The 26321-nt window shown below is 55.9% G+C and carries 24 protein-coding genes; 4 read left to right on the forward strand and 20 right to left on the reverse strand.

Annotated elements, in window-relative coordinates; genetic code table 11:
- Positions 1-181 precede the first annotated feature (181 nt).
- Positions 182-922 (forward strand): NUDIX domain-containing protein, encoded by a 741-nt coding sequence (locus FGE05_RS09185; protein WP_139644152.1) that lies wholly within the window; start codon positions 182-184, stop codon positions 920-922.
- A gap of 26 nt (positions 923-948) precedes the next feature.
- Here FGE05_RS09185 and FGE05_RS09190 read toward each other — a convergent pair whose 3' ends face one another.
- From FGE05_RS09190 to FGE05_RS09275, 18 genes are all read right to left on the reverse strand, one after another.
- Positions 949-2115, reverse strand: coding sequence for an MFS transporter (locus tag FGE05_RS09190; RefSeq protein WP_139644155.1), 1167 nt, complete (start codon positions 2113-2115; stop codon positions 949-951).
- 118 nt (positions 2116-2233) lie between these two features.
- Positions 2234-3829 (reverse strand): cytosine permease, encoded by a 1596-nt coding sequence (locus FGE05_RS09195; RefSeq protein ID WP_139644157.1) that lies wholly within the window; start codon positions 3827-3829, stop codon positions 2234-2236.
- 95 nt (positions 3830-3924) lie between these two features.
- Positions 3925-4812 carry an alpha/beta fold hydrolase gene (locus FGE05_RS09200; RefSeq protein WP_139644160.1) on the reverse strand — a complete coding sequence of 296 codons (888 nt, stop codon included), beginning with the start codon at positions 4810-4812 and terminating at the stop codon, positions 3925-3927.
- Positions 4813-4865: 53 nt separating this feature from the next.
- Positions 4866-5639: an SDR family NAD(P)-dependent oxidoreductase gene (locus tag FGE05_RS09205; RefSeq protein ID WP_139644163.1), complete on the reverse strand. Its 774-nt coding sequence runs from the start codon at positions 5637-5639 to the stop codon at positions 4866-4868.
- A 243-nt stretch (positions 5640-5882) separates the two neighbouring features.
- On the reverse strand, positions 5883-6947 hold the full coding sequence (locus FGE05_RS09210) for a Gfo/Idh/MocA family protein (protein WP_139644165.1): 1065 nt from the start codon (positions 6945-6947) through the stop codon (positions 5883-5885).
- Positions 6948-7038: 91 nt separating this feature from the next.
- Complete coding sequence (locus FGE05_RS09215) at positions 7039-8013, reverse strand: Gfo/Idh/MocA family protein (RefSeq protein WP_139644168.1); 975 nt, start codon at positions 8011-8013, stop codon at positions 7039-7041.
- 84 nt (positions 8014-8097) lie between these two features.
- The gene (locus FGE05_RS09220; protein ID WP_139644694.1) at positions 8098-9261 is read right to left on the reverse strand and encodes a Gfo/Idh/MocA family protein; all 1164 of its coding nucleotides are present in this window, start codon (positions 9259-9261) and stop codon (positions 8098-8100) included.
- Positions 9262-9371: 110 nt separating this feature from the next.
- Entirely contained in the window at positions 9372-11087 is a 1716-nt protein-coding gene (locus FGE05_RS09225) for a biotin carboxylase N-terminal domain-containing protein (RefSeq protein ID WP_139644171.1), read from the reverse strand.
- Positions 11087-12685: an urea amidolyase family protein gene (locus FGE05_RS09230; protein ID WP_257225620.1), complete on the reverse strand. Its 1599-nt coding sequence runs from the start codon at positions 12683-12685 to the stop codon at positions 11087-11089. The genes FGE05_RS09225 and FGE05_RS09230 overlap by 1 nt, the downstream gene beginning before the upstream one ends.
- A complete protein-coding gene (locus FGE05_RS09235) occupies positions 12678-13463 on the reverse strand; it encodes a LamB/YcsF family protein (RefSeq protein ID WP_139644176.1) in 786 nt (261 codons plus the stop codon). Before FGE05_RS09235 ends, FGE05_RS09230 begins: the two co-directional genes overlap by 8 nt.
- Positions 13464-13516: 53 nt before the next feature.
- Positions 13517-13810, reverse strand: a complete 294-nt coding sequence (locus tag FGE05_RS09240; protein ID WP_139644180.1) for a putative quinol monooxygenase — start codon at positions 13808-13810, stop codon at positions 13517-13519.
- 35 nt (positions 13811-13845) lie between these two features.
- Positions 13846-14295 (reverse strand): OsmC family protein, encoded by a 450-nt coding sequence (locus FGE05_RS09245; protein WP_139644183.1) that lies wholly within the window; start codon positions 14293-14295, stop codon positions 13846-13848.
- Positions 14296-14341: 46 nt separating this feature from the next.
- A complete protein-coding gene (locus tag FGE05_RS09250; protein ID WP_139644185.1) occupies positions 14342-15145 on the reverse strand; it encodes a putative hydro-lyase in 804 nt (267 codons plus the stop codon).
- A 36-nt stretch (positions 15146-15181) separates the two neighbouring features.
- Entirely contained in the window at positions 15182-15595 is a 414-nt protein-coding gene (locus tag FGE05_RS09255; protein ID WP_139644188.1) for a heme-binding protein, read from the reverse strand.
- A 16-nt stretch (positions 15596-15611) separates the two neighbouring features.
- The gene (locus tag FGE05_RS09260) at positions 15612-16367 is read right to left on the reverse strand and encodes an SDR family NAD(P)-dependent oxidoreductase (RefSeq protein ID WP_139644191.1); all 756 of its coding nucleotides are present in this window, start codon (positions 16365-16367) and stop codon (positions 15612-15614) included.
- Positions 16368-16447: 80 nt separating this feature from the next.
- Positions 16448-17569 (reverse strand): acetoin dehydrogenase dihydrolipoyllysine-residue acetyltransferase subunit, encoded by a 1122-nt coding sequence (locus FGE05_RS09265; RefSeq protein ID WP_139644194.1) that lies wholly within the window; start codon positions 17567-17569, stop codon positions 16448-16450.
- A gap of 11 nt (positions 17570-17580) precedes the next feature.
- Positions 17581-18582, reverse strand: a complete 1002-nt coding sequence (locus FGE05_RS09270; RefSeq protein ID WP_139644197.1) for an alpha-ketoacid dehydrogenase subunit beta — start codon at positions 18580-18582, stop codon at positions 17581-17583.
- 11 nt (positions 18583-18593) lie between these two features.
- Positions 18594-19565, reverse strand: a complete 972-nt coding sequence (locus FGE05_RS09275; protein ID WP_139644199.1) for a thiamine pyrophosphate-dependent dehydrogenase E1 component subunit alpha — start codon at positions 19563-19565, stop codon at positions 18594-18596.
- Between the two features lie 315 nt (positions 19566-19880).
- Between FGE05_RS09275 and FGE05_RS09280 the strand changes: the two genes are divergently transcribed.
- Entirely contained in the window at positions 19881-20774 is an 894-nt protein-coding gene (locus FGE05_RS09280; RefSeq protein WP_139644202.1) for a LysR family transcriptional regulator, read from the forward strand.
- A gap of 65 nt (positions 20775-20839) precedes the next feature.
- Here FGE05_RS09280 and FGE05_RS09285 read toward each other — a convergent pair whose 3' ends face one another.
- Positions 20840-22306 (reverse strand): APC family permease, encoded by a 1467-nt coding sequence (locus FGE05_RS09285; RefSeq protein WP_139644204.1) that lies wholly within the window; start codon positions 22304-22306, stop codon positions 20840-20842.
- 322 nt (positions 22307-22628) lie between these two features.
- Positions 22629-23528 carry a LysR family transcriptional regulator gene (locus FGE05_RS09290; RefSeq protein ID WP_139644207.1) on the reverse strand — a complete coding sequence of 300 codons (900 nt, stop codon included), beginning with the start codon at positions 23526-23528 and terminating at the stop codon, positions 22629-22631.
- A 112-nt stretch (positions 23529-23640) separates the two neighbouring features.
- On the opposite strand from FGE05_RS09290, the gene gcl reads away from it, so the two are divergent.
- Positions 23641-25416 (forward strand): glyoxylate carboligase, encoded by a 1776-nt coding sequence (gcl, locus tag FGE05_RS09295; protein ID WP_139644210.1) that lies wholly within the window; start codon positions 23641-23643, stop codon positions 25414-25416.
- A gap of 71 nt (positions 25417-25487) precedes the next feature.
- The gene (gene hyi / locus FGE05_RS09300; RefSeq protein ID WP_139644215.1) at positions 25488-26282 is read left to right on the forward strand and encodes a hydroxypyruvate isomerase; all 795 of its coding nucleotides are present in this window, start codon (positions 25488-25490) and stop codon (positions 26280-26282) included.
- Positions 26283-26321 lie beyond the last annotated feature (39 nt).

Raw genomic sequence — 26321 nt, forward strand, 5'->3', positions numbered from 1 at the left:
CATTCAAGACTTTCGAAAAACGATGCAAAAAAGACACCAACCGCTGCTTACTCTTCAAGATAGTTTTTTTTAAACAAAACACCAAATGACCGATAGATTTACAGCACTGAGAGGGATGGTAGAATCACGGCAATAATTTTTTCCCTTTTATAACCTGCTTGGCATTTTTTGAAAATAGACCATGAAATTTGAACTGGATCACTTCAACGGCGTCATCATTGACCCGAGCTCATTATCGACGGCCATTGAGGAGCTGAAAGCCGACATTGAGGACTTGCTGGCGTATCTTGGGTCTAATGGAAAATCCCTTGCCTGGATTTCCCTTCCTATTATTCGTTCCGAAAGCATCCCCTTGTTCGTCAGCGCTGGTTTCACATTCCATAGTTGCGTCCGTGAGGAGCTGACGTTGGTTCGTCAGCCGTCAGAAAGCGCCTTTGTACCTTTCATTCCAACACACACCATTGGCGCAAGCGCTATTGTGTTGAACGAATCGAGCGAAATTCTTTTAGTCAAAGAGCGAGGCACCACCGGATTCAAGCTTCCGGGAGGCTATGTTGAATCAGGGGAAAAAATTCAGCATTCTGTCCAGCGTGAGGTACTGGAAGAAACAGGAATACAAACAACGTTCGAATCCATCGTTGGGTTCATTACAAGGCATACCCACCAGCTCGGCAAATCCAACCTGCATTTCATCTGCCGAATGAAATCACTGAGCCAGGCGATTAGCATTCTGGACACGGCAGAAATCGAGGACGCCAAGTGGGTTTCGTTGTCTTCGTATATTTCTGAATCCGGCAACAGTCTCACCGACCGGCAACTGGTCAGTGCCGTCACCTGCGGCGCAGGCCTGATAGCAACAGACTTTACCGGAAATATAGGCCCCCATAGAAGAGATGAAATATACATATCTCGAAACCCATAGACGGTGGGCATAATAGAAATCCATTTCTAATCTTTATTTCTTTCCAAGCGCTGCGCCAGCCAGTAGATCAAGCATCCGACAAAAGCCATGCCAGCACCGACATAGCCAGTCGACGACCAACCCCAGCCGGCGTTAATTGCAAGCCCACCCAACCAAGGGCCGAGCGCGTTAGCAAGGTTCAATGCAGCATGGTTGGAGGCTGCAACCAGTGACTGGCCACGTTTACTGATGTCCATCAGTCGCATCTGTAATGCGGGCGCCAGCGCAACCATGCAGCCAAGTAATACGGTAGCAAACGAAATCCCTAACAGTGTCTGAGCCAAAACGGGAAATGCAAACAAGGCAACAAAACTGAAAAGCATAATAAACTGCACAGCTGAAAACTTAATGCGATCGTACAACCATCCGCCCGCAAAATTTCCAATCATCGTACCGACCCCAAACAGCATAAGCATGGGCGCGATCCAGTGGGCTTCCTGCTTGGTAACATTCAAGATAATTGGAGCAAGATAACTGTAGACACCGAACATCCCGCAGAAACCGAATGCACCGATTGCCAGGGCCAACCATATCTGGGCTTGAGAGAAAGGCGCCAGTTCGTCCTTGACATTAAGCCGATGGTCATCCTCAACTTCTGGCGCATTGCGATAGAGAAGAATCAAGCTCATCAGGCTGAAAATGGTGATCGCAGCAAAAACTGATCGCCAGCCGCAGAGCTGACCAAGATAGGTCGCACCCGGCGCACCAATCAATATCGCTGCTGTTACTCCCAGTAGGACCCTGCTGACCGCCTTACCGCGCTTATTGAAGGGAGCCATAGATGCTGCGAGCATTGCGGCGACGCCAAAATAGGCCGCGTGAGGGAAGCCGGCCAGGAGCCTGGATAACAACAGCGTTTCATAGTTTGGGGCCAACAAACTCAAAGCATTGGCACAGGTATACACACCCAGCAGAAATAGGATAAGTTTTCTCTTTTTCAGGTAGACGCCTACAAAAACCATAATCGGGGCACCTATTACAACCCCAACCGCGTATGCACTGATCAGATGGGCGGCACTCGTTTCTGGCATCTGAAACGCAGCAGACAGGGTCGAGATAAGGCCCATCATTGCAAATTCGCCAGTACAGAAGGAAAACACACCCACGATCAAGGCAAACTCGACGAGGAACTGCTTGTTTCGAAAAAATGCCAAACTCGTTACTCCGTGTTAAGCAAAAAAAGCACTCAGCATGTTTTTCATGCTGAGTGCAAAGCACGTCTGTTCTGTCGAGGTTCTCTTAATAGTTTCTATTCCTTCCCATGCCGCCTTACTAACTGGCTTGCACAGGAGAAACAGGCATACCGTTGCTCTCTCGGTGCACCGATTGGAGAAAGACATCGTTACCTTCGGCGCAACCTGCACAGATTGCTTGCTGCCCTGCTGAAGGATCGCGGTCCATTTCAATAGCGCTGTACGATCGATTGCACGCATGACATTCGATGTGTGTCCGCCAAACATCGGCTACATCGTCACGCGGGTCCGAGACTCGCGATATGAGTCCGCCGTTGACAAATTTCAGGATCGACCAATAACTGAACGCAGCCAGGCACGAAATCAAAATCGGCGCGGTCTCCACGTACCAGCTTCCCTTAGTTCCGCCCTCGACAATTGCGATCCCCACAATCGTTGCGATAACCAGTGCCCATGCGCCCGGCATGATGGCTTTTACTCTGCCAGGACGAAACTCCAGACCATGGTCCACGTCGCAGTTGAGCGCATAGTGAGTCATGAGGATAGCGACCCAAGAAGTAACCGCTATGCCCTGCCATGCCAATGCCCTGAGCAGATAGCTGAACACATTTGTCAGCATCAACAGATAGACGCAACAGCCCACAAACAGCACCCAAACCCAGCGTGGCCAGCGCAGATGCAGACCGCGAGCGGCAAACCCTGCGAAGTTCAGCGATGCCACATAGTAGTTAGCTGTATTGATACGCGTCTGACTGATTAAAATGAAAATCAAGCCTAAAAATCCAGAGGCATTCAAAATAGCTTCAGCCACGCCACGTTCACTGGCTTTCAGATCAGGGAATACAGTATTCATGATGAACACGCCCGCTAATCCATTCACCACAAATAGCGCAAAATAAAATACCGGGCCGAAAGTAATCAGGCCATGAAACTTTGCGTCAGCGGGTTTTCCAAACCGCGAGAACTCGGCTGTCACCATCATGTTGACGCAGATGCCCATGTACACGATGAACGCCCACATCCATCCGGGAACCACCGGATCGGTAGAGCTTGGGATGGCCAGGAACGAGGAAGAGAAACCATATTTATTGCCAGCCATGACAATAACCGATACCAACCCAACAATATAAAGGGGCAATAATGCGCCGTTAAGCTTGTCGAGCCAGACCTGGACACTGCCCATGACCAGAGGCAAGGCATAGAGAACCACCAAAAGATACCACCAGCGCAGGTCGCTCTCGGGGGCGAAATACTGCTGAAACGCGACCGCAATGATCGATCCTTCGAACACGGCGTAGTAGGTCGCCGTTACGGCAAACAGCAACGACGAAATAATTGCCCCCGCGCCTCCGAAAATCCCCCTCGACAACAGTGCAACGGTCAGGCCGTTCTTGATCGAGCGCTGCGAGATCACGTAGTTTATGCCGCCATAGAACAACGCAGAGAGTCCGATACCAATCATCGCGTTCTTGCTACCGACGGCCTGGGCGACCGCCACGCTGATATACAAGTAGAACATCGCGCTGAGCACGGACCAAGAGGCCATCGCCAGGCTCCATCGATTCGTTCTCGCCGACAAGGGCACCACGTGCCTCGAATAATCCTCTGCCGACTGCTCGGTCAGCACACGAGGGTCATCAGCAAACGTAATTTTAAGCGGTTTCAATTCCGACATGACGGTTCTCGTTGTTTTGTATGCGAGGACTGGGGCCCCAGACAACAACGCCCGAGAAGAGAGAGGCTCGGGCGTTGCAGATCATCCCTCCACCGTCACTTCACATTGGAAAAAAACTTCAGCAATTCATCGACCAGGCCGTTGGGTTGTTCCTCTGGAATGTAATGACCGCTTTTCACCATAGTGCCCGATACATTGGCCGCAACTTTCTTCAGCTCGCTGACCAGATCAGGCATCGACCCTTGGTCTGCGCGAACAGCCAGCACAGGCATCTTCAGTAAGGTTTTGGCAAACTCACGGTTTTGTTCAGCCGACTGCGTGGTCGCGCGATAATAGGCCAGACCGCCCTTCCAACCATTGAGTCGGAATGCACGTAGATACTCGGCAAAATCTTCCTCGGTGAATATCTGCGGATTTGCCGCTTTACGTTGCAAATACCACTTCAAGTAGATGTGTTCACGACCTTCCAGCAACTCTTCCGGGAGGTCCGGAATATTGTGGAACGCAACGTGCCAAGTCCTCCAAGCGGCGTCGGCCGCCCACGGGAGATTGTCTGGCAAGCTGATTCCGGGAATGCCCGTGTCCAGAATGGCCAATCCAGTGACACTGTCGCCGAATTGAGCACAATACGGATAACCCACCCAGGCACCAATGTCGTGAACCACCAGCGAGTGCTTTTCGACACCTACCTGAGTCAGAAACTTTCTCAGCAGGCGTGACACGTTGCCGGTGTCACAACTGGACGGTCTATCCGAATCGCCCTGCCCAGGAAGATCCGGTGCAATGACCCGGTAGTGCTTGCCCAGCAGAGGCAGTACCTTGCGCCAGGCATACCAGCTCTGCGGAAAGCCGCACACCAGGACCATGACTTCACCGTTCTCGACACCCCCGCTCACATAGTGAATACGGGTACCGTCTACTGTTTCAAAACCGCGCTTGAATCCTTCAACACCACTGTCCGGCCACTCACGCGCACTAAACATTTCCGTTACCTTTTGCACAGGAAGATTGAAGTTAATGACTGTACAGCCGTGTATCAGAAGGGATCGCGCGCCGCGGCCAGCCAGCCACCGTCCATCACGTATTCGCTGCCATGGACGAAGTCAGCTTCATCACCGCCGAGGAAGGCAGCCAGCTTGGCTATTTCGCTTGGCTGGCACCAACGTTGGGCGGGGAACTTCTTGATGGCCGCTTCCATATCTGGCGAGCTAGCGGTGACTGGGTCCGCCAAGGCCAGGGGAGTCGCAGTAGCACCCGGGCAGATCGTGTTCACGCGAATGCCACGCGCACCGTACTCGAACGTCAGTTGACGCGTCAGGCCGATCACGCCGTGCTTGGAGGCGGTATACGCAGTACCGCCACCAGCCGCACTAAAGCCAGACGTCGACGAGGTGTTGATAATGGCGCCCTTGCCTTGCTTGAGCATTTGCGGAATAACGGCCCGCGCCATCAGGAATGGACCGGTCAAATTGACGGCAATGACTTTATTCCATTCTTCCAAGCTGACTTCATGCGCAGTCGCATGGCCGTCCAGGATGCCTGCATTGTTGCACAGCAGATCAATATGGCCCCAGCGCTGGATAACGGCATCAACCGCTGACTGGACGCTTTTGGGATCACTCACGTCAACTTCGTGGGCAAAGGCGAGTTCAGGCTGAGCCAGTTCGGAAATGGTTTCCATTGCACGCTTGGGGTTGATGTCCAGCACCGCCACATTGGCACCGCGGGCGGTAAATTCGTGGACCATGGCACGGCCCATTCCCGAGCCACCACCCGTCACTATCACTACACGACCATTATAATTATTCATGTCATCAACCTCGCCATTAATAATATCGCCAGCACAGCGAACTAAAGTTCAAGTCCAGCAACCATCGAAAGCATTCTGCAAAAAGATGAGTACTCATTAAATCGTGTTTAGCCCGTACATGATTTAGATATTCCCCTACCCCTCTGATAGGGTCAAATCCCGATTTATGATTGGCGGCGATAGCCTTTTCTTATCAATCGGCATCATTGGCTGTCCGGATATCATGGGTGGCGCTTCGACTTTTCAGGCTCCCAAAGCAGCGGGTCCAATCATCCGAACCGTAGCGGTGCTAGGGCCCTGTCGATAATTCAGAGGCTCCAGGGACACAGGCAAACCAGTTGAAACCGAACGCTCAATGGCAAACAGAACCCTGAGGTCCGCCAGCCCCTCCTCTCCGTCGTCTACTGGCCTGGCCCCATCGACAATGCATCCAGAGAAATAAGCGATCTGGCCTGCAAAATGGTCGAAGTGCGGAAAGTCGATTCGCTCAGAGCCTGTCGAAGTCTCTGTTTTCAGGGTCATCGGCGTTTCGAAGCGAAACCCTGGCTCCATGCTTAACACGCCCTCTGTGCCTACGACTCGATAGGTGTCGACTGGGTGTGCAGCAAAACTGCAATAGAATTGCGCCAAGCGATTACCTGGAAAGCGCATCGTCACTGCGATCGAATCGGATATCTCCAAGAAACGAGGATCGCTTTCATCCCGACAACTGATGGCCTGAACTTCAACCGGCTCTGACGCGAATACGTGACGCGCCGCGTTGATGCAATAGATGCCGATGTCCTGAAGCGGTCCTCCCCAATGCTCCAGATTCAAGCGATGGTTATTCGCATCGGATTGAAAACTGAAAGTCGCGGAGAAAAATCGCGGCTCGCCAATAGCACCCGAACGTATCGACTTGAGCGCTTCGACAGTGCCGATGTCATGGTGCAAACGGTAGCTGGTCATCAGTAGTTTGCCGGACTGTTGTGAAGCCCTGATCATGGCTTCGGCATCTGGCAGTGATGTAGCCATCGGCTTTTCAACCATCACGTGCTTGCCATGTTTCAAGGCACTGATCGCGAACGCGGCGTGCAATGGGTTAGGCACGGCGACGTAGACAGCATCAATCAGATCGCTGCTAACCAACTCGTCAAAATCTTCATACGAGACCACCCTTTTGATGCCATATTGCGTGGCGATCTGTCTGGCGCTCTCTATTTTCCCAGTGACGAGTGCCGTTACAACAGAATTACCGGTCAACACCACCGCCGGCAGAAATGCTGTTTTCGATATCCAACCCAGCCCTACCACGGCATACCTAATCATCTTCGCCTCTCGTTATTTCGGATAATCGATTGCCACGCGATAGCCCAGCTAACGGCACGCAGCATGAATGACAGGCCACATGGCTGTACGTTTACGAATAAAATGAAGGACGCGTGGGCAGACGCAGGTGAATGATGGAATCCTTGCCAGCTTCAATAACCTGTTCGGCCACTGCGGTGGTGAGATAGCCGTCCCAGGCACTGGCGCCTTCATTGGACTCGCCAGTCTGAATCGTCTTTATCCACGCCGCTGTTTGAGCTTTATAGGCCTCGACAAACCGTGGAACCCAATAGGAGGGATAGGACAACATCTGCTGCCCTGCTTTATGTACAACCCTTGAGGGCATGGTTGGCAGGGAGGCAACGCCGTCCTCACCTACAATCTCTGCATGAATGTGATAGCCGTACCGGCAATTCATATTGATTTCGTTTGTGATGATGACGTCATCGCTGGTACACACTTCGATTACCAGTGGGTCGCCCTTCTGGGTCGAGGTGACCCTTACCGTCGTCAGCTCGGTATTCAACAGCCAGCGGCTGATGTCTATCTCATGGACAAACGCATTAGTAATGGACATGGAACCTGTCATCCACTCCGGGGCGACCGGGTTGCGGTGAACATTGTGGACAATCAGCGGTTTGCCGATTTCACCACTATCAAAACTTTCCTTGAGCAACTGATAGGCCGGGTCGAACCTGCGCATATAGCCTACTTGCACTAGACGCCGGGCCTTGGACATTTCCAGTTCCACGATAGCCAACGCCTGCTTCGCGGTTGCTGCCAAAGGCTTTTCGCACAACACCGGCTTGCCCGCCTCCAGACAGGCCATGACTAACTCCGCATGAGTCGCATCAGGCGAGGCGATCAACACCGCATCGATGTTATTGGCGCGAATCATCTCCAGCGGATCGGAATAGACCGGCGAGCCGCAAGCCGCCATAGCGGCCTTTCGAGGATCCGCGTCACAGACACCCGCGAGTGTCGCACCCGGGTCGTTCTCTCGCAGGATCCGCGCGTGCTCGCTGCCCATCACGCCTGCTCCCACCAATCCAACTGCAACGCTCATTTTCGGTCTCCTGGGAAACTTTCATATGCACCGTTATTAGTTTGAAAATGGGTGTGAACACTCACACCCATTTTCGGAGCAGCTTTACACAGCCGGTTGTTCGATCTCTTCCCAGTTGCCACTCACGCCCGAGTTCAAGATCGCTTCAGCAATGCGTTCGATCTGCAAACCATCGTCGAAGTTAGGCGATGCAGGCGCGTTTTCCGCAATGGCCTTGAGGAAGTTGTACCACTCGATGGATTTCACATCGATGTAGCCCTGGCCCATGCCGGCCACCGGCCACAGCTTGTCGCCAAACGGCTGATGCGGACCCGAGTAGATCGTCCGGAAGCCGAAGGTGTCAGCCGGATCATCAGCGAAAGCCACGCGCAGTTCATTCAAGCGCTGGTAATCGAATGCGATCGAGCCCTTGGTGCCATGAATCTCGAAGCCCAGTTGGTTGTGATGGCCCCAGGCATTGCGGGTCACTTCGATGGTGCCATAGACCCCATTGGTGAAATGGATCATGGTCAGCGCGGCGTCATCGACATCCACCTGGCCCTTCTCGGAGGACGCTTGACCGGCCGGACCAAAGAAACGACCTGCCGGCAATGGACGCTCGGCAATGAAGGTCTTCACGATGGAGTTTACAGAGGCGAATTCCCCCACCAGCAAGCGTGCTGCGTCGATCACATGGGTACCGATATCGCCAAGAGTGCCCGAACCCGCTTTCGCCTTGTTGAAGCGCCACGACAGCGGCGTTGATGGATCTGCACCCCAATCCTGGAGGTAGTAGCCGCGGAAGCTGAGGATCTTGCCGATGCGGCCTTCATCAATCAGTTTCTTGGCCATCTGGATGGCCGGAGTATGACGATAGTTATAGGAAACCATGGTCACCACGCCGGTCTTCTGCGCAGCCGCTTGCATTTTCTCGGCGTCAGCGACGGTCATGGCCATCGGTTTTTCGCACATGACATGCTTGCCGGCCAATGCGGCGGCAATGGCGATTTCAGCGTGAGTGTCGTTAGGCGTACAGATATCGACGATATCGACATCGGGGCGATTGATCACATCGCGCCAATCGGTGGTGTATTCCGCAAACCCATATTGCTTTGCAGCATCACGGGCCAGCTCTTCATCGATGTCGACGATAATTTTGCGCTCGATCTCTACAGGTGCACCAAACAGAATCGGAACCACAGCGGTCGCGATAGAGTGCGCTTTCCCCATAAATCCGGTGCCGATAAGTGCTACATTGTATTTTTTCACGATCAACACTCCCTCCGGCCTACATTGGCCGTTAACAAGATTTTTATCTAAGTACTTCTCGGAACCTCAACAGCAACTGCAGAGCAAAACCACACATGGCTGCTTATCTCTCAAGGGAGAACGATTTCCGCCAGAAGCTGGCCGATTGAAACCATCGTTCCCGCCGACACTTTCTGCGTAATCACGCCATCACACGCTGCGACAACCAACGTTTCCATTTTCATCGCTTCAATCAGTGCAACCCCATCACCCTTTTTAATGGGCTCACCGTCTTTAACCAGCCACTGTTGCAAGGTGCCTGGAATCGGCGCAGTGACACCGCCTTCGCTGCTGGAGGCAGGCGCAGTATTCGACGACGCGGAAACAGAGGCGCCGTTGAACAATGACAGTGGAATCCCCAGTTCATGGCGCTTGCCATCGATCTCGATGAAACAGCGGTGCAAGCCGGAGTCCACGGGCTCAATGCGCGTATTTGTGGGTACACCCTTGAACTCGGTTTCAATCCAGTTGGTGTAAACACCGAACTCGGCATCGCCGTTGAAACAGGCTTCTTCCAATACCGCCCGGTGGAATGGCAGCACTGACGCCACGCCCTCGATAGTGAATTCCTTCAGCGCACGGCGTGCGCGAGTGATCGCTTGCTCACGGGTGGCGCCTGTGACAATCAGTTTCGCCATCATCGAGTCGTAAAGGCCTGGAATGACAGAGCCCGCCTCCACCCCGGATTCGATGCGCACACCGGGCCCTGATGGAGCACGGAACACATCGATTCGCCCCGGCGTCGGCAGGAACCCCCGACCCGGATCTTCAGCGTTGATACGAAACTCAAGCGCGTGGCCACGCAGTTGCGGTGCCTCGGTAATCGACAACGGCAAGCCATCCGCGATGCGTAGCTGCTCAACAACGATGTCCACGCCGGTGGTTTCTTCGGTGACAGGGTGTTCCACCTGCAACCGGGTGTTCACTTCCAAAAACGAAATCGTGCCGTTCTGCGACAGCAGGAACTCGACCGTGCCGGCCCCGGTGTAGCCTGCATGGGTACAGATCGCCTGGGCCGCCTCATGAATCCGGCGACTCTGGTCAGCGGTGATAAAAGGAGCGGGCGCCTCTTCCACCAGTTTCTGGTTGCGGCGCTGCAGCGAACAATCGCGTGTCCCCAGGACCACGGTGTTGCCGTGCTGGTCGGCGATAACCTGCGCTTCGATATGCCGTGGTCGTTCAAGGAACTGCTCGGCGTAGCATTCGCCGCGACCGAATGCCTCAATGGCTTCACGCACTGCCGAGGTGAACAGGTCACCCACCTCCTCCAGCTTGTACGCGACTTTCATTCCGCGACCGCCACCGCCAAACGCGGCTTTGATCGCCAAAGGCAAACCCGCCTCCCTGGCGAACGCTACAGCCTCGGCGGCATTCGCCAATGGACCTGGCGTCCCTTTGACCAAGGGTGCACCGACTGCCTGAGCAATGCGTCGGGCTTCGACCTTGTCGCCCAACGCCTTGATCACCGCAGGCGTAGGCCCGACCCATATCAGCCCCGCATCGATCACAGCCTGGGCAAACTCGGCGCGCTCGGAAAGAAAGCCATACCCTGGGTGAACGGCATCAGCACCGGCGCGCTTGGCGACGTCGATGATTTTCGAAATATTGAGGTAGGTGTCCGCAGGCTTGCCCGGACCGAGGCCATAGGCCTCTTGTGCGAGCTGGACGTGCAGCGACTCGGCATCGACATCGGAATAGATGGCCACCGACTCGATGCCATAATCACGCGCGGCACGCATGATACGAATGGCGATTTCACCACGGTTAGCGATCAACAACTTTTTCATTATTCTTTTTCCTTACCGTTAACCGAGAAGTCCACTATTGGGTTAAAGCGGATCTTGCAGCCAATAGGGACCTGCGCAGCCAGATCCAGATGATGCGAAGCCACCACGGCGATCACCGGATAGCCGCCTGTAAGCGGGTGATCGGCGAGGAACAACACGGGTTGGCCACTGGCTGGCACCTGGATGGACCCGACACAGGTTCCTTCGGAAGGCAGTTCATCCTGCCGGGCACGTACCAGCGCCTGGGCGCCCTGCAGGCGCACACCCACGCGGCTTGATTCGGAGGTTGCCGTCCAGGACTGGCTGAAGAAGGCCAAAACGGACTGCGCAGTAAACCAGTCGGTGCGCGGTCCCATCACCACGTCGAGGGTAATGAGGTCGCTGCCGCGAGGCAGCGGCGGGCCGGCCAGCGAAAATGGGTGAACCGAGGCACAGGCCTTGTGGGCCGGCAATAGGACATCGCCCGCCTTGAGTGGAGCTGGTCCCAATTTCGCCAACGTGTCGGTGGACGCCGACCCCAACACTTTCTCCACTTCAAGCCCGCCACGTATGGCCAGGTAACTGCGCACGCCTGACATCGGAACGCCCATCTTCAAGATGTCACCGGCATCAAGCGCAAACGCGACCCCGGTAGGCACCTCAATGATGTGCCCTTGTGCCGACTCTATACGAACGGGCACGCCCGCCCCTGTCACCGCGCAGGTCACAGGCTCGCCAGCCTCCAGTGCGAATCCGCCATAGGTGATTTCGACCGCCGCCCAGTCAAGCGGATTGCCCAGTAACTCATTCGCGGCGCGCAAGGCAGCCTGGTCGGCGGCGCCCGATCCGGAGACGCCCTGATTGCTGCAGCCGTGGCGCCCGGCGTCTTGAAACAATGCCGGCCGGTCGGTGGAAATGACCCGCAAACCGGCAGATCCTGAAACCTGTTGCACGGGAGAAGACTGCACCGACGCCTTTGCAGGAACGCTGCCGCTCTGACTGATTTCACGAAAGCGAACCCGGTCACCCGGCGCCAGCAGCGCGGCACGCTCGCGAGTCAAATCCCACATCGTTGAGGGCGTACTGCCAAGCAGTTGCCATCCACCGGGGCTGTCCGTGGGGTAAACGCCACAGAACGACCCCGCTATCGCGACCGAGCCGGCAGGAATGCGTACTCGGGGACTTTCCCTGCGCGGTACATTCAGCTGCGGATCATCGCAGGTCATATAAGCAAAACCCGGCGCGAACCCGGTAAATGCAACAGTAAACGTGGCTGCGCGATGGCGACTGATCAGTTGTTCAACCGACCAGCCGAGATGGGCCGCCACGAACGCCAGGTCCTCGCCATCGTAGACAACCGGGATCTCGATCAACTGCCCTGCAGACTGCGCGCGCCGGCCCGATTCCAGGCCGCCAATCAGTCTGACCAGTTCGTCATGGCTCACCACCAGGGCGTTGAATTGAATCAACAACGTCCGGGCGCCCGGGATGACCTCCTCCACACCGGCGAACGCTGCGCCTGCGATGGCCTCGAATAACGCAACGGTGGCATCCAGGTCTGGCAGTTCAATCAGCAGCCCATTGCTTCCTGCGCGCCGGAACAGCAAGGAATCATTCACGGCCACCTCCATTCACTCCGAGGATAAAGCTGGCGATCTGGACGTCATTGGCGACCAGTGCTTCTTTCAATGCGCGGGCGGTCGCTACAGACGTCGCGTTATCACCGTGGACGCAGATCGAGTCAGCCTCAATGGGGATTTCCAAACCTTCAATCGATTCGATGACACGTTCATTGACGAGCCGCAACATGCGTTTGGCAATGAGCTCGGGATCATGAATCAAAGCACCTGCAAGGCGCCGGTTCACCAACGAACCGTCAGCGTTATAAGCCCGGTCGGCAAATGCCTCGCACACTACGCGAAGCCCTGCCTGGCGTGCCTGTTGAACAATCGGGGCACCTGCCAGGGCCAGCAATGTCAGGTCGGGATCGACCGCCTTGATCGCTGCGATCACATCCGACGCCTGCCGGGCGTCGTTGGCGATCGTGTTGTACAGCGCGCCATGGGGTTTTACGTAATGAATGGAAGTGCCCGCGGCCTTGGCCAGGCCTTGAAGCGCGCCAATCTGGTAGATCACATCCCCAATCAGCTCGGCGCTGGATGGCTCCATTGCCCGACGACCGAAGCCGACGAGATCGCGGTAGCCCACATGAGCGCCAATGACCACGCCGCGACGCACTGCCTGCTCGATAACAGACAAGATGCCTGCGGGGTCTCCAGCGTGAAATCCGCAGGCGATGTTGGCACTGGAGACCAGATCCAGCATTGCTGAGTCGTCACCCATCGGCCACGGGCCAAAGCTTTCACCGAGGTCGCTGTTGAGGTCGATACTAGCCATATTGATTCTGTCTCAACGTTAGTCGTAGAACGCGGGCATCCAGTCGCTACAACTTACGAAACACGCGTGAATTTGGTCAGGGTCGACGCTTTGATCAACTGGCCATACTTTTCACCGAAGGCCTTCGAGAAATCACTGCTCGAGTGCAGTTGCAACGCCGCCTCATCATCCCAGATTTCGTAGAACAGAAATTCGCTAGGATTGTCGTTGGAAACATGCAGGTCATATTGCACAAATCCCTGCTCGGTCTTGGCGACCGGTACCAACGTCTGCAATGCCGCCTTGAGCTCGGTTTCTTTACCCGGCTGGGCGGTCACTGTTGCAACTACAACCAGTTTATTACTCATGTGTCACCTCTTTGGATTGTGAGTGGTTGTCGACTTCAACCAACTCGAACCGAAACCTTGGTCTTGATCGAGTTGGCAATGAAACATCCCTTGTGTGCACGGTGATGCAGGCGCTCAAGCGCTTGGGCATCCGGTCGTTTTTCAGAACTGAACTCGACCTGTGGATTAAGAGTGATTTCTGATACCCAGAAGCCGCCTTCATCGCGTTTGCTGACCACACCCACTGCGTTATCGGTGTACGTACTGACCGCATAACCCTGCCCTTCGGCAAGCGCCAGGAAATACAACATATGGCAACTGGCTAGCGCACTGACCAACAGTTGCTCGGGATCGGCCTTCTCGGCAGCCCCCAGATATTCCACAGCCGCCGAGGCCGGGATCTTCACGTCAGGACTGACATGCACCACCAGGTCGCGACTGTATGTTTCTGGTTTGGTGGCATGCGGCGCGGCGCACCATTCCACCCTTACGACATGCTCGGACATTCAACCTCCTTGACTCTCGACTTCGATTGATCCGGGCGCCTGTGTATCAGGCCACCGATAATTCATTGGCGTCGGCTGGCAGATCGGTTACCAACATGTAACCCGGCTCGTGGGTAATAGCGATGTCCACGTTGGCCTGCTCGATAGCCATTTGCGGGGTAACGCCGCACGCCCAGAAACCGAGAATGTCGCCTTCGCGAATCACCGGCGCGTCGCCGAAGTCAGGGGTGTAGACGTCCTTGATGCCGATTTCTTCAGGGTTGCCGATGTGTACTGGAGCGCCGTGCGCCAGCGGAAAACGCTCTGACAGCACGATCGCCTGAACCAGGTCGCTGGGGCTGAAGGCCCGCATGGAAACAACCATGTTTCCTTTGAACGGACCGTTCTGCACCGTGGGCAAGTTCGTTTTGTACATGGGCACGTTGCGCCCGGCCGAAATGTGCCTGATCTCGATGCCGGCATTCAGGATCGCGTTTTCGAACGAGAAGGAACAACCGAGCGCGAAGATGACGAAGTCGTCTCTCCAGATACCCAACAGGTTGTCCACCGTATCGACATGGACACCCTGCCGGTACACGCGGTAGCGCGCCACATCGGTTCTGATGTCGATGCTGCCCGCCAAAGGTAATGAAGGATCGCCCGGGCTACCCATGGCCACCAGCGGGCAGCTTTTTGGATTCTTGTCGCAAAAGCCCTTGAAGTCCGCTGCATATTCAGCCGGCAGGATCATCAGGTTCGCCTGCATGTACCCGTCAGCGTAACCACTGGTTGGAGCGCGTAGCAGTCCGTCACGGATCATCTGTCGCACTTCTTGCGCAGACTTCGCTTGCATCGTTTTAATCGGTTCCATCGACTCACCTGCTCGGCAGTATCAAGGTACGCAAATTTATTGTTTTTGTAGTGTCGAGACGATGGCGTTCGCAATCGCTTCATCAGCCTCGACAGGGCCGCCGGAAACGCCCACCCCGCCTATGACTAAGTCACCGTCAAAGACTGGAAAACCACCGCCGAACACTACGAACGGACGGGCACACGAGCGTTCAAGCCCGTACAGGGCAGCGCCTGGTTGCACCGCGTCCATCCAGGCTGCGGTGGACTGCCGGAATGCGGCGGCGGTGTAGGCTTTGTTGTGGGCAATTTCGATGGTGCCAAATGCAGCATCGTCCACACGGATCGATGCGACCAGGTGACCACCGTCGTCGACGATGGAAAGCGTCGAGCGTTGATTGAGTTCTTTCGCTTTGCGTACACCGGCAGCCAAACCGAGGAGTGCGGCCTCATGCGTAAGTCTTTTAGCCATGATCACTTACCTCACATCAGTTGTAAGCGCCGCCGCACACGTTGATTGCCTGTGCGGTGACATAAGAGGATTCGTCGGATGCCAGATATACAAACAGTGGCGCCACCTCCTCCGGCGTCGCCTGACGACCCAGCGGAATGTTGGCTTGAACGACCGAGTCCTGTTTGCCCTTACCACCCATGAAATCAATGATCGGCTGGTTAAACGGGGTATCGATCCATCCTGGGCATACCGCATTGACCCGCACACCGTCCTTGGCCAGTTCAATGGCCAAGGAATTGGTGAGGCCGATGATTGCCGCCTTCGATGCCGAATAGCAGCTCAGGCCCGGGCCGCCGCGTTTACCTGCTAACGACGACATAAGCACTACTGACGACTTCTTGGCTTCACGCAAATAAGCCAACGATTCTTTTATGAATAAAAAGTTTGCCCGTACATTAATAGAAAAGACTTTATCCCAGGCTTCCACCGCAAAATCTTCAACGTTACCGGAGAGCTGAATTCCCGCGTTCAGGCACAAGGTGTTGATGCCACCAAGCCAACCTGCGGCCGCTTCCACTACTTCACGGATTTCGCTCTCCCGGGACAAGTCCGCACGGAAAAATTTCACCGACTTCGGATAGCGTTTTTGCACGTCCAGGCCGCGCTTATCGTCAATATCAACGATTGCAACTGTGGCGCCTTCAGCAACAAAAGAGTCCAGAATTGCCAACCCGATGTTGGCGACTCCACCTGTCAAAAGGACGCACTTTCCCTTCAAACGATTGGCCATTTTATTTGCCTATTCGAAAGTTGTATTTAAAGTTCCTGAAGGCGCCCGTTAATGTCCAGGCGCCCGCTCAGAGGTGAGCCTTACTTTGCTTTTGCAATGTTTTCCAGAACCAGACGGTTAACCTCTGTGGTCGACTCCATCTGAGGCATATGGCCAACACCCGGCAGCGTATCAAGCGCGACGTTTTGCGGAACTTCCGATTGCGTCGGTACGGGCACGACCTGATCGCTCTCGCCCCAGATGAGTTGCACCGGGCCTTTGAACGTACGCAAGGCTTGCGTAATCGACTGTACTTGCCCTTGCTCGTTGGCAATCAAGTCCTTGATGGCACCGAGGGCCTGGGGAACACCTTCCAGCCGCTTGAACTGCAAGGTCGCCTCGACCATGTCATTGCTGATCTTCGACGGGTCAGCGAACAGCCTCTCCAATACATCCTTCAAAGGTCGGCGGCGTTCGGCGGCAACGAAATCATCGAGGAACGCCTTGTTCATGTCCCCACTCAGGCCGATAGGCGCCACGAGGCTGATCGACGCGACAGCTTCGCCCTTGCGCTCTGCCAGGGCAGCGGCAACAGCTCCCCCGAAGGAATGTGCCACCAGGTGAAGCTTCCCGACAGCCAGGCTATCGACGGCTTTCTCAACCGCGTCAACCAAGGCAACCAGCACATTCCCCTCACTGATGGGCGTAGAGGCGCCATGACCTGGAAGATCCAGCGCTACCACACGGAAATCCTTGGCAAACGCATCCTGGTTGAACATCCAAGTAGACAGATCGCCACCAAAGCCATGCAACAAAATAATCGTACTGTCGCTTTCCGGCCCGATGGCCAATGCATTGATGACTGCCTGGTCACCGACATCGATTTTCTTGGGTGCAACTGCACCGGATGCTTCGCCATCATCCTGCTTGGCCGAACTGGCAAATTGAGCAATGAAAGCATCAATGTCTTCTTCAGAGGCGCTGGCATCCGCGACCACGGCCACCAGTGCACCGACCGGAGCGGTATCCCCCTCGGGCACGACAATCCTGCGCAGGATGCCGCTGACGGGAGATTCCACTGCGTTGGTCGTCTTGGTGGACTCGACCTCCATGATTTCCTGGCCGCGCTCGATCCGATCACCGACCGCTACCATCCACTCGGCCAGCAACCCTTCGGTCATGGTCATTCCCCACTTGGGAATGGTGATTGCTTCGATAGACATAGATCCAACCTCTAAATGATGGATTTGACCGCTTTGATCACAGCGTCGGCGTTCGGCACGTAGGCGTCTTCCAGGTTCGGCGCATACGGAACCGGGGCGTGAGGAGCCGTTACCATCTTGATAGGCGCCTTGAGCGCGTGGAAACACTTGTCGGCTAGCAGCGCCGAGATATCCGCCGCCATGCCGCAGCGCGGGTTAGCCTCGTCAACGATGACAACCCGACCGATCTGCTCGGTGAATTCCAGCAAGGTGTCTTCATCAAGCGGCGAGGTGGTACGCGGGTCGATAACGCAAGCGGACACACCCTCGGAAGCGAGCTTGCGAGCAGCTTCTTCAGCCACACTGACCATCCTGCCGAAGGCAATCAGCAGCACGTCACTGCCGTCGCGTACGACCCGGGCCTCGCCAAACGGTACGGTATAAGCGCCATCCGGCACTTCACCGACCATGTCATAGAGCATCTTGTTTTCCAGGAAAATGACCGGGTCATCATCACGGATCGCTTGCAGCAATAGGCCTTTGGCGTCGTAAGGATTCGATGGAATGACCACTTTCAAGCCCGGGAAGTGGGTGAACACCGGATAAAAGGCTTGTGTGTGTTGAGCCGCCGAACGGGTGCCGGCACCAAAGGTTGCCCGAATCACCAGCGGCGTACGTGCATGGCCTCCGAACATATATCGAAACTTGGCGATCTGGTTGACGATTTGATCGAGGCAAACCCCTGCAAAGTCCACAAACATCAGCTCGGCGATGGGACGCATGCCTGTCAACGCAGCACCCGCGGCCGCACCGACAAAGGCGGTTTCACTTATCGGCGTGTCGCGCACGCGCTCCGGGCCGAACGCGCCAAGCAGTCCGCGTGTCACACCAAAAGGTCCGCCCCAGGCATCCTTGACACCGTTGGCGCCGGCACCGCCAGTCAGGTCCTCGCCCATCATGATCACTTTCGGATCACGCGCCATTTCCAAGTGGAGGGCATCGTTGAGCGCCTGACGATAAGAAATTTTAGCCATTACGATGTTCCTTACATGTACTTGACGTAGACGTCGGAGGTGAGTGCCGAAAGCGGAGGCAGCGGCGCGGCCCGGGCAGCAGAAACCGCCTCATTCACCGCTTGCTCGATCTCCTCATCGATGGCCTTCAACGCGTCGTGGAGCGACTGCGACTCAACCGCTGCACGGAAGTTGACCAGACAGTCCTGTTCAAGGCGCATGGCTTTCTTTTCTTCAGGTGTGCGGTAGCTGTCCGGATCGCCACTGTAATGGCCGTAGTAGCGAGGAACGTGAACATGCAGCAGGCTCGGGCCGCCGCCATTACGAGCGCGCTCAATCGCCTCACCGGCAGCGTCGAAAACCTTGAACAGATCAGTGCCATCCACTTCTACGGCGGGGATACCGTAGCCAGCAGCACGACCGGTAAAAGTGCCTGCCGACACGAACTCATTGGCGGTCGCTTCGCCAAAACCATTGTCTTCAATGACGAACACCATTGGCAGCATCCAGATCTTCGCCAGGTTCAGGCTTTCGGCCATGGCACCTTCGTTCATTGCACCGTCACCGGCGAATGCGATTGCTACATGATCGGTGCCCGTCAGCTTGGCAGTCAGCGCCGCGCCACAAGTAATGGGCGCACCACCCGCAACAATGCCGTTGGCGCCAAGCATACCCTTGCGCAAATCGGCAATATGCTGCGAACCGCCTTTGCCGCCACAAGTGCCTGTGGCCTTTCCAAAGATTTCCGCCATCATGCCGACGATGTCACAGCCTTTTGCAATGCAGTGCCCGTGACCACGGTGGGTGGAGGAAATATAGTCCTCGTCGGACAAGTGCATGCACACACCCACTGCACTTGCTTCCTGGCCGGCGTACAGGTGAGTGTTCCCGGGGATATCACCGGTGCCCATCTCGACCATGATGCGCTCTTCGAAAACGCGGATGGTCTGCATGGCCCGGTAGGCCTCGAGCAACCGTTCACGGGGTAAATGCTGCGAGAACATTCCACTTCTCCTCATTCGAAACTTTGCTTTCGGATTTTGTTGTAAGTAGCAAATAGAGCTTTGGCCTACACCTGGCTCTCGACGAGTGCCTCTGCACTCGGCGGGAAGCATATCTTGTGAATGCATCGTCGCGCGCAGCACTGATAACGTCCAATTGTGATTCTGGATTGCTTCAGATAACGTCCGCTTATCGAATCGTGCCGTATTCTGCGCGGAAGGCTTTGGAAAGGGCTCGCCATCAGTTAGCTGCGACAATCTGTGTAGAACGAAACCTGGCGGGATAAACGCTGATAACCATCGATAGAGAGACACTGAATGATCGATTTGAGAAGCCTTCAGACGTTTTATGCGGTCGCTCAACAAGGAGGATTTCACAAGGCGGCGGAGAAGCTCCACACCTCCCAGCCAGCTGTGTCAGCGCGTATCGCGCAGCTTGAGCGTCATTTGAAATGTCGCCTCCTGGAGCGAGATAAACGCGGCTGCTTTCTCACGCCCCAAGGTCGGGAATTGCTGACTTACGCAGAAAGGATGTTTGCGCTTGAAAGCGAAATGATCGAGGCAGTGGCCGGCCATGGAGGGCTTCGAGGTACCGTGAGCTTGGGTGCCTCTGACACCATCGTGCACGCTTGGCTTTCCGACCTGCTCAAGCATTTGAACCGCGAGTATCCGGAAATAACCCTGGAAGTGGTGGTCGACAGCACGACCAACATGGCTGCCGGCCTGGCAGACTTCAGCCTGGATGTTGCGCTGTTGATGGGCCCGGTGAACATCGGCAACGCAGAAAACCTGCCGCTGTGCCAATACCCCCTCACCTGGATCAAGTCGACAGAACTTGATATTGGTACCCAGCACCCCAGCCTGGCGGAACTGGCAGAGTTCCCGATCATCACGTATGCGCGCGCCACCCGGCCTTATTGGCAACTCAAGGACATGTTTGAACGGGAGAATCTGCATCGAGTAAAGATTTTCGCCAATTCCTCGCTCTCATCCATCGTGCGCATGACCCTCGACGGCATTGGCATCGCAGCCATTCCCCAGCACGTCGTCATCGATGAGCTTGCCAGTGGCAAACTCGAAATCATCAACACGCCGCACGAAATGCCGGTCATGTCATTTACCGCAAGCTTCATCGAGCGCCCTGATATGCCGCTGAACCGTATCGTCGCCCAGCTCGCGCAGAAAGTCGCTGCCGATTACTGGCGCATCTGATGGCGGACAATAAAAACGGGGCCTTGGCCCCGTTTCTTATTTCAGCTTTCAGCGTTTTCTGCCCCCTAGCTATGATGAGCGCGACCCAATCGTGCGAACACTTCTGGACGGTTGAACTTGTAGAACTGAGCCAGTGCCATACCGGCAAGCAGAACCGCGACCAGGCAATACAACATCCAGCGCCGCTCGCCCGGCTCGCCGCCAACCAGCAAGTCGAAGTGGTACGTCACTAGACCGACCAGGGCGACAAAAAACACAGTGGAGATTGCCGGCGCCAAGAATGCCTTGAAGAAACTTGCACCCTCTTGCTTGCCGCGCCGCACGTACCAGGTCAGTGCCGACAAGTTGACGATGGTCATCAGAATGATGATACCCGAGGTCCCTAATCCCGAAAGCTGCCCATACAGAAACTCTGGCCGTACATTCATGACAATGAATGGAATCAGAATGACCAGTACCATCAGCGAGACCGCCATGGACGCCGCAAACGGGGACGAGTGCCGAGTGTGAATGTGACTGAAAAAGCGTGGGATAGCACCGTCTGTTCCCAGGTTGAACAGGTAACGCGACAGGACGTTGTGCGTGGAGAGGCTTGCAGCAAACGCCGAACTCAGCACCAAAATAGTGATGATTGTCTGGAGCCGGTTATCGACGAAAAGACCAAAGGCATTGGGAAACATGGTGGCAGGACTGTCGGTTGCCACAGCCTGCACTGTGTGTCCGTAGGCCATGATCATCGCGTATGCACATAGCGTATAGAGGATCCCGATGAAGATGATCGAGCCGTAGGTGGCTCTAGGAATCGTGACATCCGGATTCTTGCATTCATCGCGAAACAGCGCCGTGGCTTCAAATCCCATGAAAAAGGACACCGCAAACAACATTGCGAAGGGAATGTTGATGCCCTCCTTCGTCGCCTCACCTGGCGTGAACGGAGCGCTGGCCGCGAGCTCTCCATTGCCACCCGCGTGCAGTACACCAAAAGCGAAAGCAAGGCAGATGACGATTTCGGTCAACATGACCCAGAACAGCACTTTCGCCGACAACTCGACGTGCAAGTATCCCAGGATGCCCACCGCAGCCCAGCAGCCCAAGGTAAACACGTACCAAGGCAAAGCAGTGCCCATAAGGCTTTTTTGCAGCTCGGAACAGGAAACGCCGAAGTAGGAGGTCACGCCTGCCAGAAGCATGAAATAGGACAAGGCGGCGGCAATACCGGAGCCCAGGCCTGCCGATTTTCCCAAGCCATAGCTGATGAAAGCGTAGAAATCACCAGGGCGCTTGACTGCGTTGTTCAACGTCACGTAGCCGGTACCGAACAACAACATCATGATACCGACGATAATAAATAACAGCGGTGATGCGATTCCACCGAACATCAAGGAAACAGGAATATACCCTGCCACTGTCGTCAAAGGCGCCGAAAATGCCAGAACCGTCATGGCCAAACTGAGCGCACCCATGTTTCCTGACAGCTTGATCGGTGCGCTTTTGACACTCGCCACGCTTTCAGCCTCTAAACTAACTGCCATTTCCTTTCTCCTTCGAAATTGTATGCGTGTAACTCACGTAATAGACAGATTCAAATATTACGGTCGGCTATACGCCACTTTTTTTGTTGTAGGGATACTCGGCTTAGTGCACACAACTCTGAATGCCCGTCCTTCCTTTTTATCTTTTTGAACGGTTGATCCAGGTTCCCTCTGACATCGTGTGGAGCGTGCTCATCGCTTAGAGCAATCGTTGCTCTCGGCACCGATAACGTCAAATTCTTATTGCAGATTGAATCTGATCATAAAAAGCTATCAGTACAGATTTCCCTGACTAGATAGGCACGTTTGGCAACCAAACCCGCTACCAATAGCCAGGCTGCTGATAAACAGCCTTTAAAAAATCAATAAAATGTCGAACCTTGGCAGGTAGGTAGCGCTGCTGCGGATATACGGCCTGGATGTCGTAATCAGGAAGGGCGAATTCATCGAGTACCGTCACAAGCTCCCCGCTAAGGAGTTCCTTGCGAATTTCCCACGTCGATCGCCAGCCAATTCCGACGCCTTGGCGCATCCATGCAAACAACAGTTCGCCGTCGTTGCAGGCTAGATTCCCGCCGACGCGCACGGCCACGGGCCTGCCCTCCTGCTGAAAGGTCCATCCCCGCTGCTGCCCCCCTTGGGAGGTAAACGCCAGACAGTTGTGTTCAGCCAACTGCTCTAGTGTTGTCGGCGTTCCATGTGCTTCGAAGTACGTAGGCGTCCCGCACACGACCCGCCGATTGGAAAACAACTTGATGGCGACATAGTTTGGATCAGTCACCGGACCGATCCGAATGCTCATGTCATAACCCTCTCCTACCAAATCCACCAGGCTGTCAGTGAGATTGAAAGACAACTTCAGGTGGGGGAATAGCCTACGAAAAGCCAACGCGTGCGGCGCGACGTGCATTCGTCCGAACCCAGCAGGTGCAGACACAAGCAGGTTACCGGTAACCCGCTTCGCGCTGCTGCTGATGTCTGCCTCTAGGTCATCGAATTCCCGTATCAACGACCTCGCCCGCTCAAGCAACTGTTCACCCAGTTCGGTCAGGCGAAGCCCGCGAGTAGATCGATGCACCAGCTTCACACCCAAGCGCTTCTCGAGTGAATCCAGCCTGCGTCCCAGCATGGCAGGCGTCACCCCCTCACTGAGCGCTGCGGCTGCAAAGCTGCCCTTTTGAGCAATCTGAATGAAAGTATGGAGTTCTGTGTAACGCGCCATTCGATACCTTTTATATCGACAGAAAGCATTATTTGGGGGTTCAGTGCCTTAAAAAGCTAATCCAAACTGCGGACCTCTACAAAAGATATGGGTTCGGCCCTAGGACTACATCATGGCAAAAATAAGAGCAATAGATGCAGCCGTTTTGGTGATGCGCCGTGAAGGCGTGGACACCGCCTTCGGCATCCCGGGTGCCGCGATCAACCCGCTGTACTCCGCCTTGCAGAAAAACGGTGGCATCGATCACGTCCTCGCTCGCCACGTTGAAGGCGCCTCGCACATGGCTGAGGGCTACACCCGCGCCAAGGCTGGCAACATTGGCGTGTGCATCGGCACCTCCGGCCCGGCCGGCACCGACATGGTCACCGGCCTCTACAGTGCGTCGGCCGATTCGATCCCGATCCTGTGCATCACCGGGCAAGCCCCCCGCGCCCGACTGCACAAGGAAGACTTCCAGGCCGTCGACATCACCGCCATTGTCAAACCAGTAACTAAATGGGCGACGACCGTCATGGAACCAGGTCAGGTGCCGTACGCATTTCAAAAAGCCTTCTTTGAGATGCGCTCCGGGCGCCCTGGCCCCGTGCTGATCGACCTGCCGTTTGACGTGCAAGTGGCCGAAATCGAATTCGACATCGACGCCTACCAGCCATTGCCATTGGCCAAACCCGCGGCCAACCGCGTGCAGATCGAGAAAGCCCTGGCGATGCTCAATCAGGCCGAGCGCCCGCTGCTGGTCGCCGGCGGCGGCATCATCAATGCCGACGCCAGCGAGTTGCTGGTGGAGTTCGCCGAGCTGACCGGCATTCCCGTCATCCCGACCTTGATGGGCTGGGGCACGATCCCGGATGATCACCCGTTGATGGTCGGCATGGTCGGTCTGCAAACCTCGCACCGCTACGGCAACGCCACGATGCTGAAGTCGGACGTGGTGCTGGGTATCGGCAACCGCTGGGCCAACCGTCACACCGGTTCGGTGGACGTCTACACCGAAGGCCGCACGTTCATTCACGTGGACATCGAGCCGACCCAGATCGGCCGGGTGTTCACCCCGGACCTGGGCATCGTTTCCGACGCTGCCTCGGCTCTGACGGTGTTCATCGAAGTGGCCCGTGAATGGCAAGCCGCCGGCAAGCTGAAAAACCGCGATGCCTGGTTGCAAGACTGCCAACAGCGCAAAGCCAGCCTGCAACGCAAGACCCACTTCGATAACGTGCCGGTCAAGCCGCAACGGGTGTACGAAGAGATGAACCAGGTGTTCAGTAAGGACACCTGCTACGTCAGCACCATCGGCCTGTCGCAGATTGCCGGGGCGCAGTTCCTCCACGTCTACAAGCCACGTCACTGGATCAACTGCGGCCAGGCCGGCCCGTTGGGCTGGACCATTCCGGCCGCGCTAGGGGTGGTCAAGGCCGATCCGAGCCGCAAGGTCGTGGCGCTCTCGGGTGACTACGACTTCCAGTTCATGATCGAGGAGCTGGCGGTGGGGGCGCAGTTCAAGCTGCCCTATATCCATGTCGTGGTGAACAATTCCTACCTCGGGTTGATCCGCCAGGCCCAGCGCGGGTTCGACATGGACTACTGCGTGCAGCTGTCCTTCGACAATCTCAACGCCCCCGAACTCAACGGCTATGGCGTGGACCACATTGCCGTGGCCGAAGGCCTGGGGTGCAAGGCGCTGCGGGTGTTCGAACCGGGCCAGATCGCGCCGGCGCTGCGTCGAGCCGAAGAAATGATCAAGGCGTTCAAGGTGCCGGTGATCGTTGAGATCATACTGGAGCGGGTGACCAATATTTCCATGGGCACCGAGATCAACGCGGTCAACGAATTCGAAGACCTGGCGCTGGTGGGCAACGATGCACCGACAGCGACTTTGTTGCTCGACTGACCAATTGGAGTCTCTGTGGGAGCGAACTTGCTCCCACAGAGGGGCCTGCCAACTATTTACAGGAGACCACCATGCCGCGTTTCGCCGCCAACCTGTCCATGCTGTTCACCGAGCAGGATTTCCTCGCCCGTTTCGAAGCCGCCGCCAAGGCCGGTTTCAGTGGCGTCGAATACCTGTTCCCCTATGACTACAGCTCTACCGAACTCAAGGCCTTGCTCGACGCCAACGGCCTGACCCAGGTGCTGTTCAACCTGCCGGCCGGCGACTGGGCCAAGGGCGAGCGCGGTATCGCCTGCCTTCCAGACCGGGTCGAGGAATTCCGCGCCGGCGTCGACCTGGCGATTGCCTACGCCCAGGTGTTGGGCAACACCCAGGTCAACTGCTTGTCGGGAATTCGCCCGCAGAACTGCGCTGAAACCCTGGTGGAAAAGACCTTCGTTGCCAACCTGAAATACGCCGCCGAGAAGCTGCAGGCCAAGGGCATCAAGCTGGTGATGGAAGCCATCAACACTCGCGACATCCCCGGCTTCTACCTGAACAACACCGCCCAGGCCCTGTCGATCCGCGAGCAGGTGGGCAGCGCCAACCTGTTGCTGCAATACGACATCTACCACATGCAAATCATGGAAGGTGACCTGGCCCGGACCCTGTCGGCGCACCTGGGCGAGATCAACCACGTGCAACTGGCGGACAACCCGGGCCGCAACGAGCCGGGCACGGGCGAGATCAACTATCGCTTCCTGTTCGAACACCTGGACCGCATCGGCTACACGGGTTGGGTCGGCTGCGAATACAAGCCGCTGACCACCACCGAAGAGGGATTGGGCTGGCTGAAAACCTTGTGGGAGCGAGCTTGCTCGCGATAGCGGTAGTCCAGCCAACATCTTTGTTGAATGTAAAACCGT

Origin of the sequence: Pseudomonas sp. ICMP22404 (genome assembly GCF_006227205.1) — a bacterium.
Lineage (GTDB): Bacteria > Pseudomonadota > Gammaproteobacteria > Pseudomonadales > Pseudomonadaceae > Aquipseudomonas.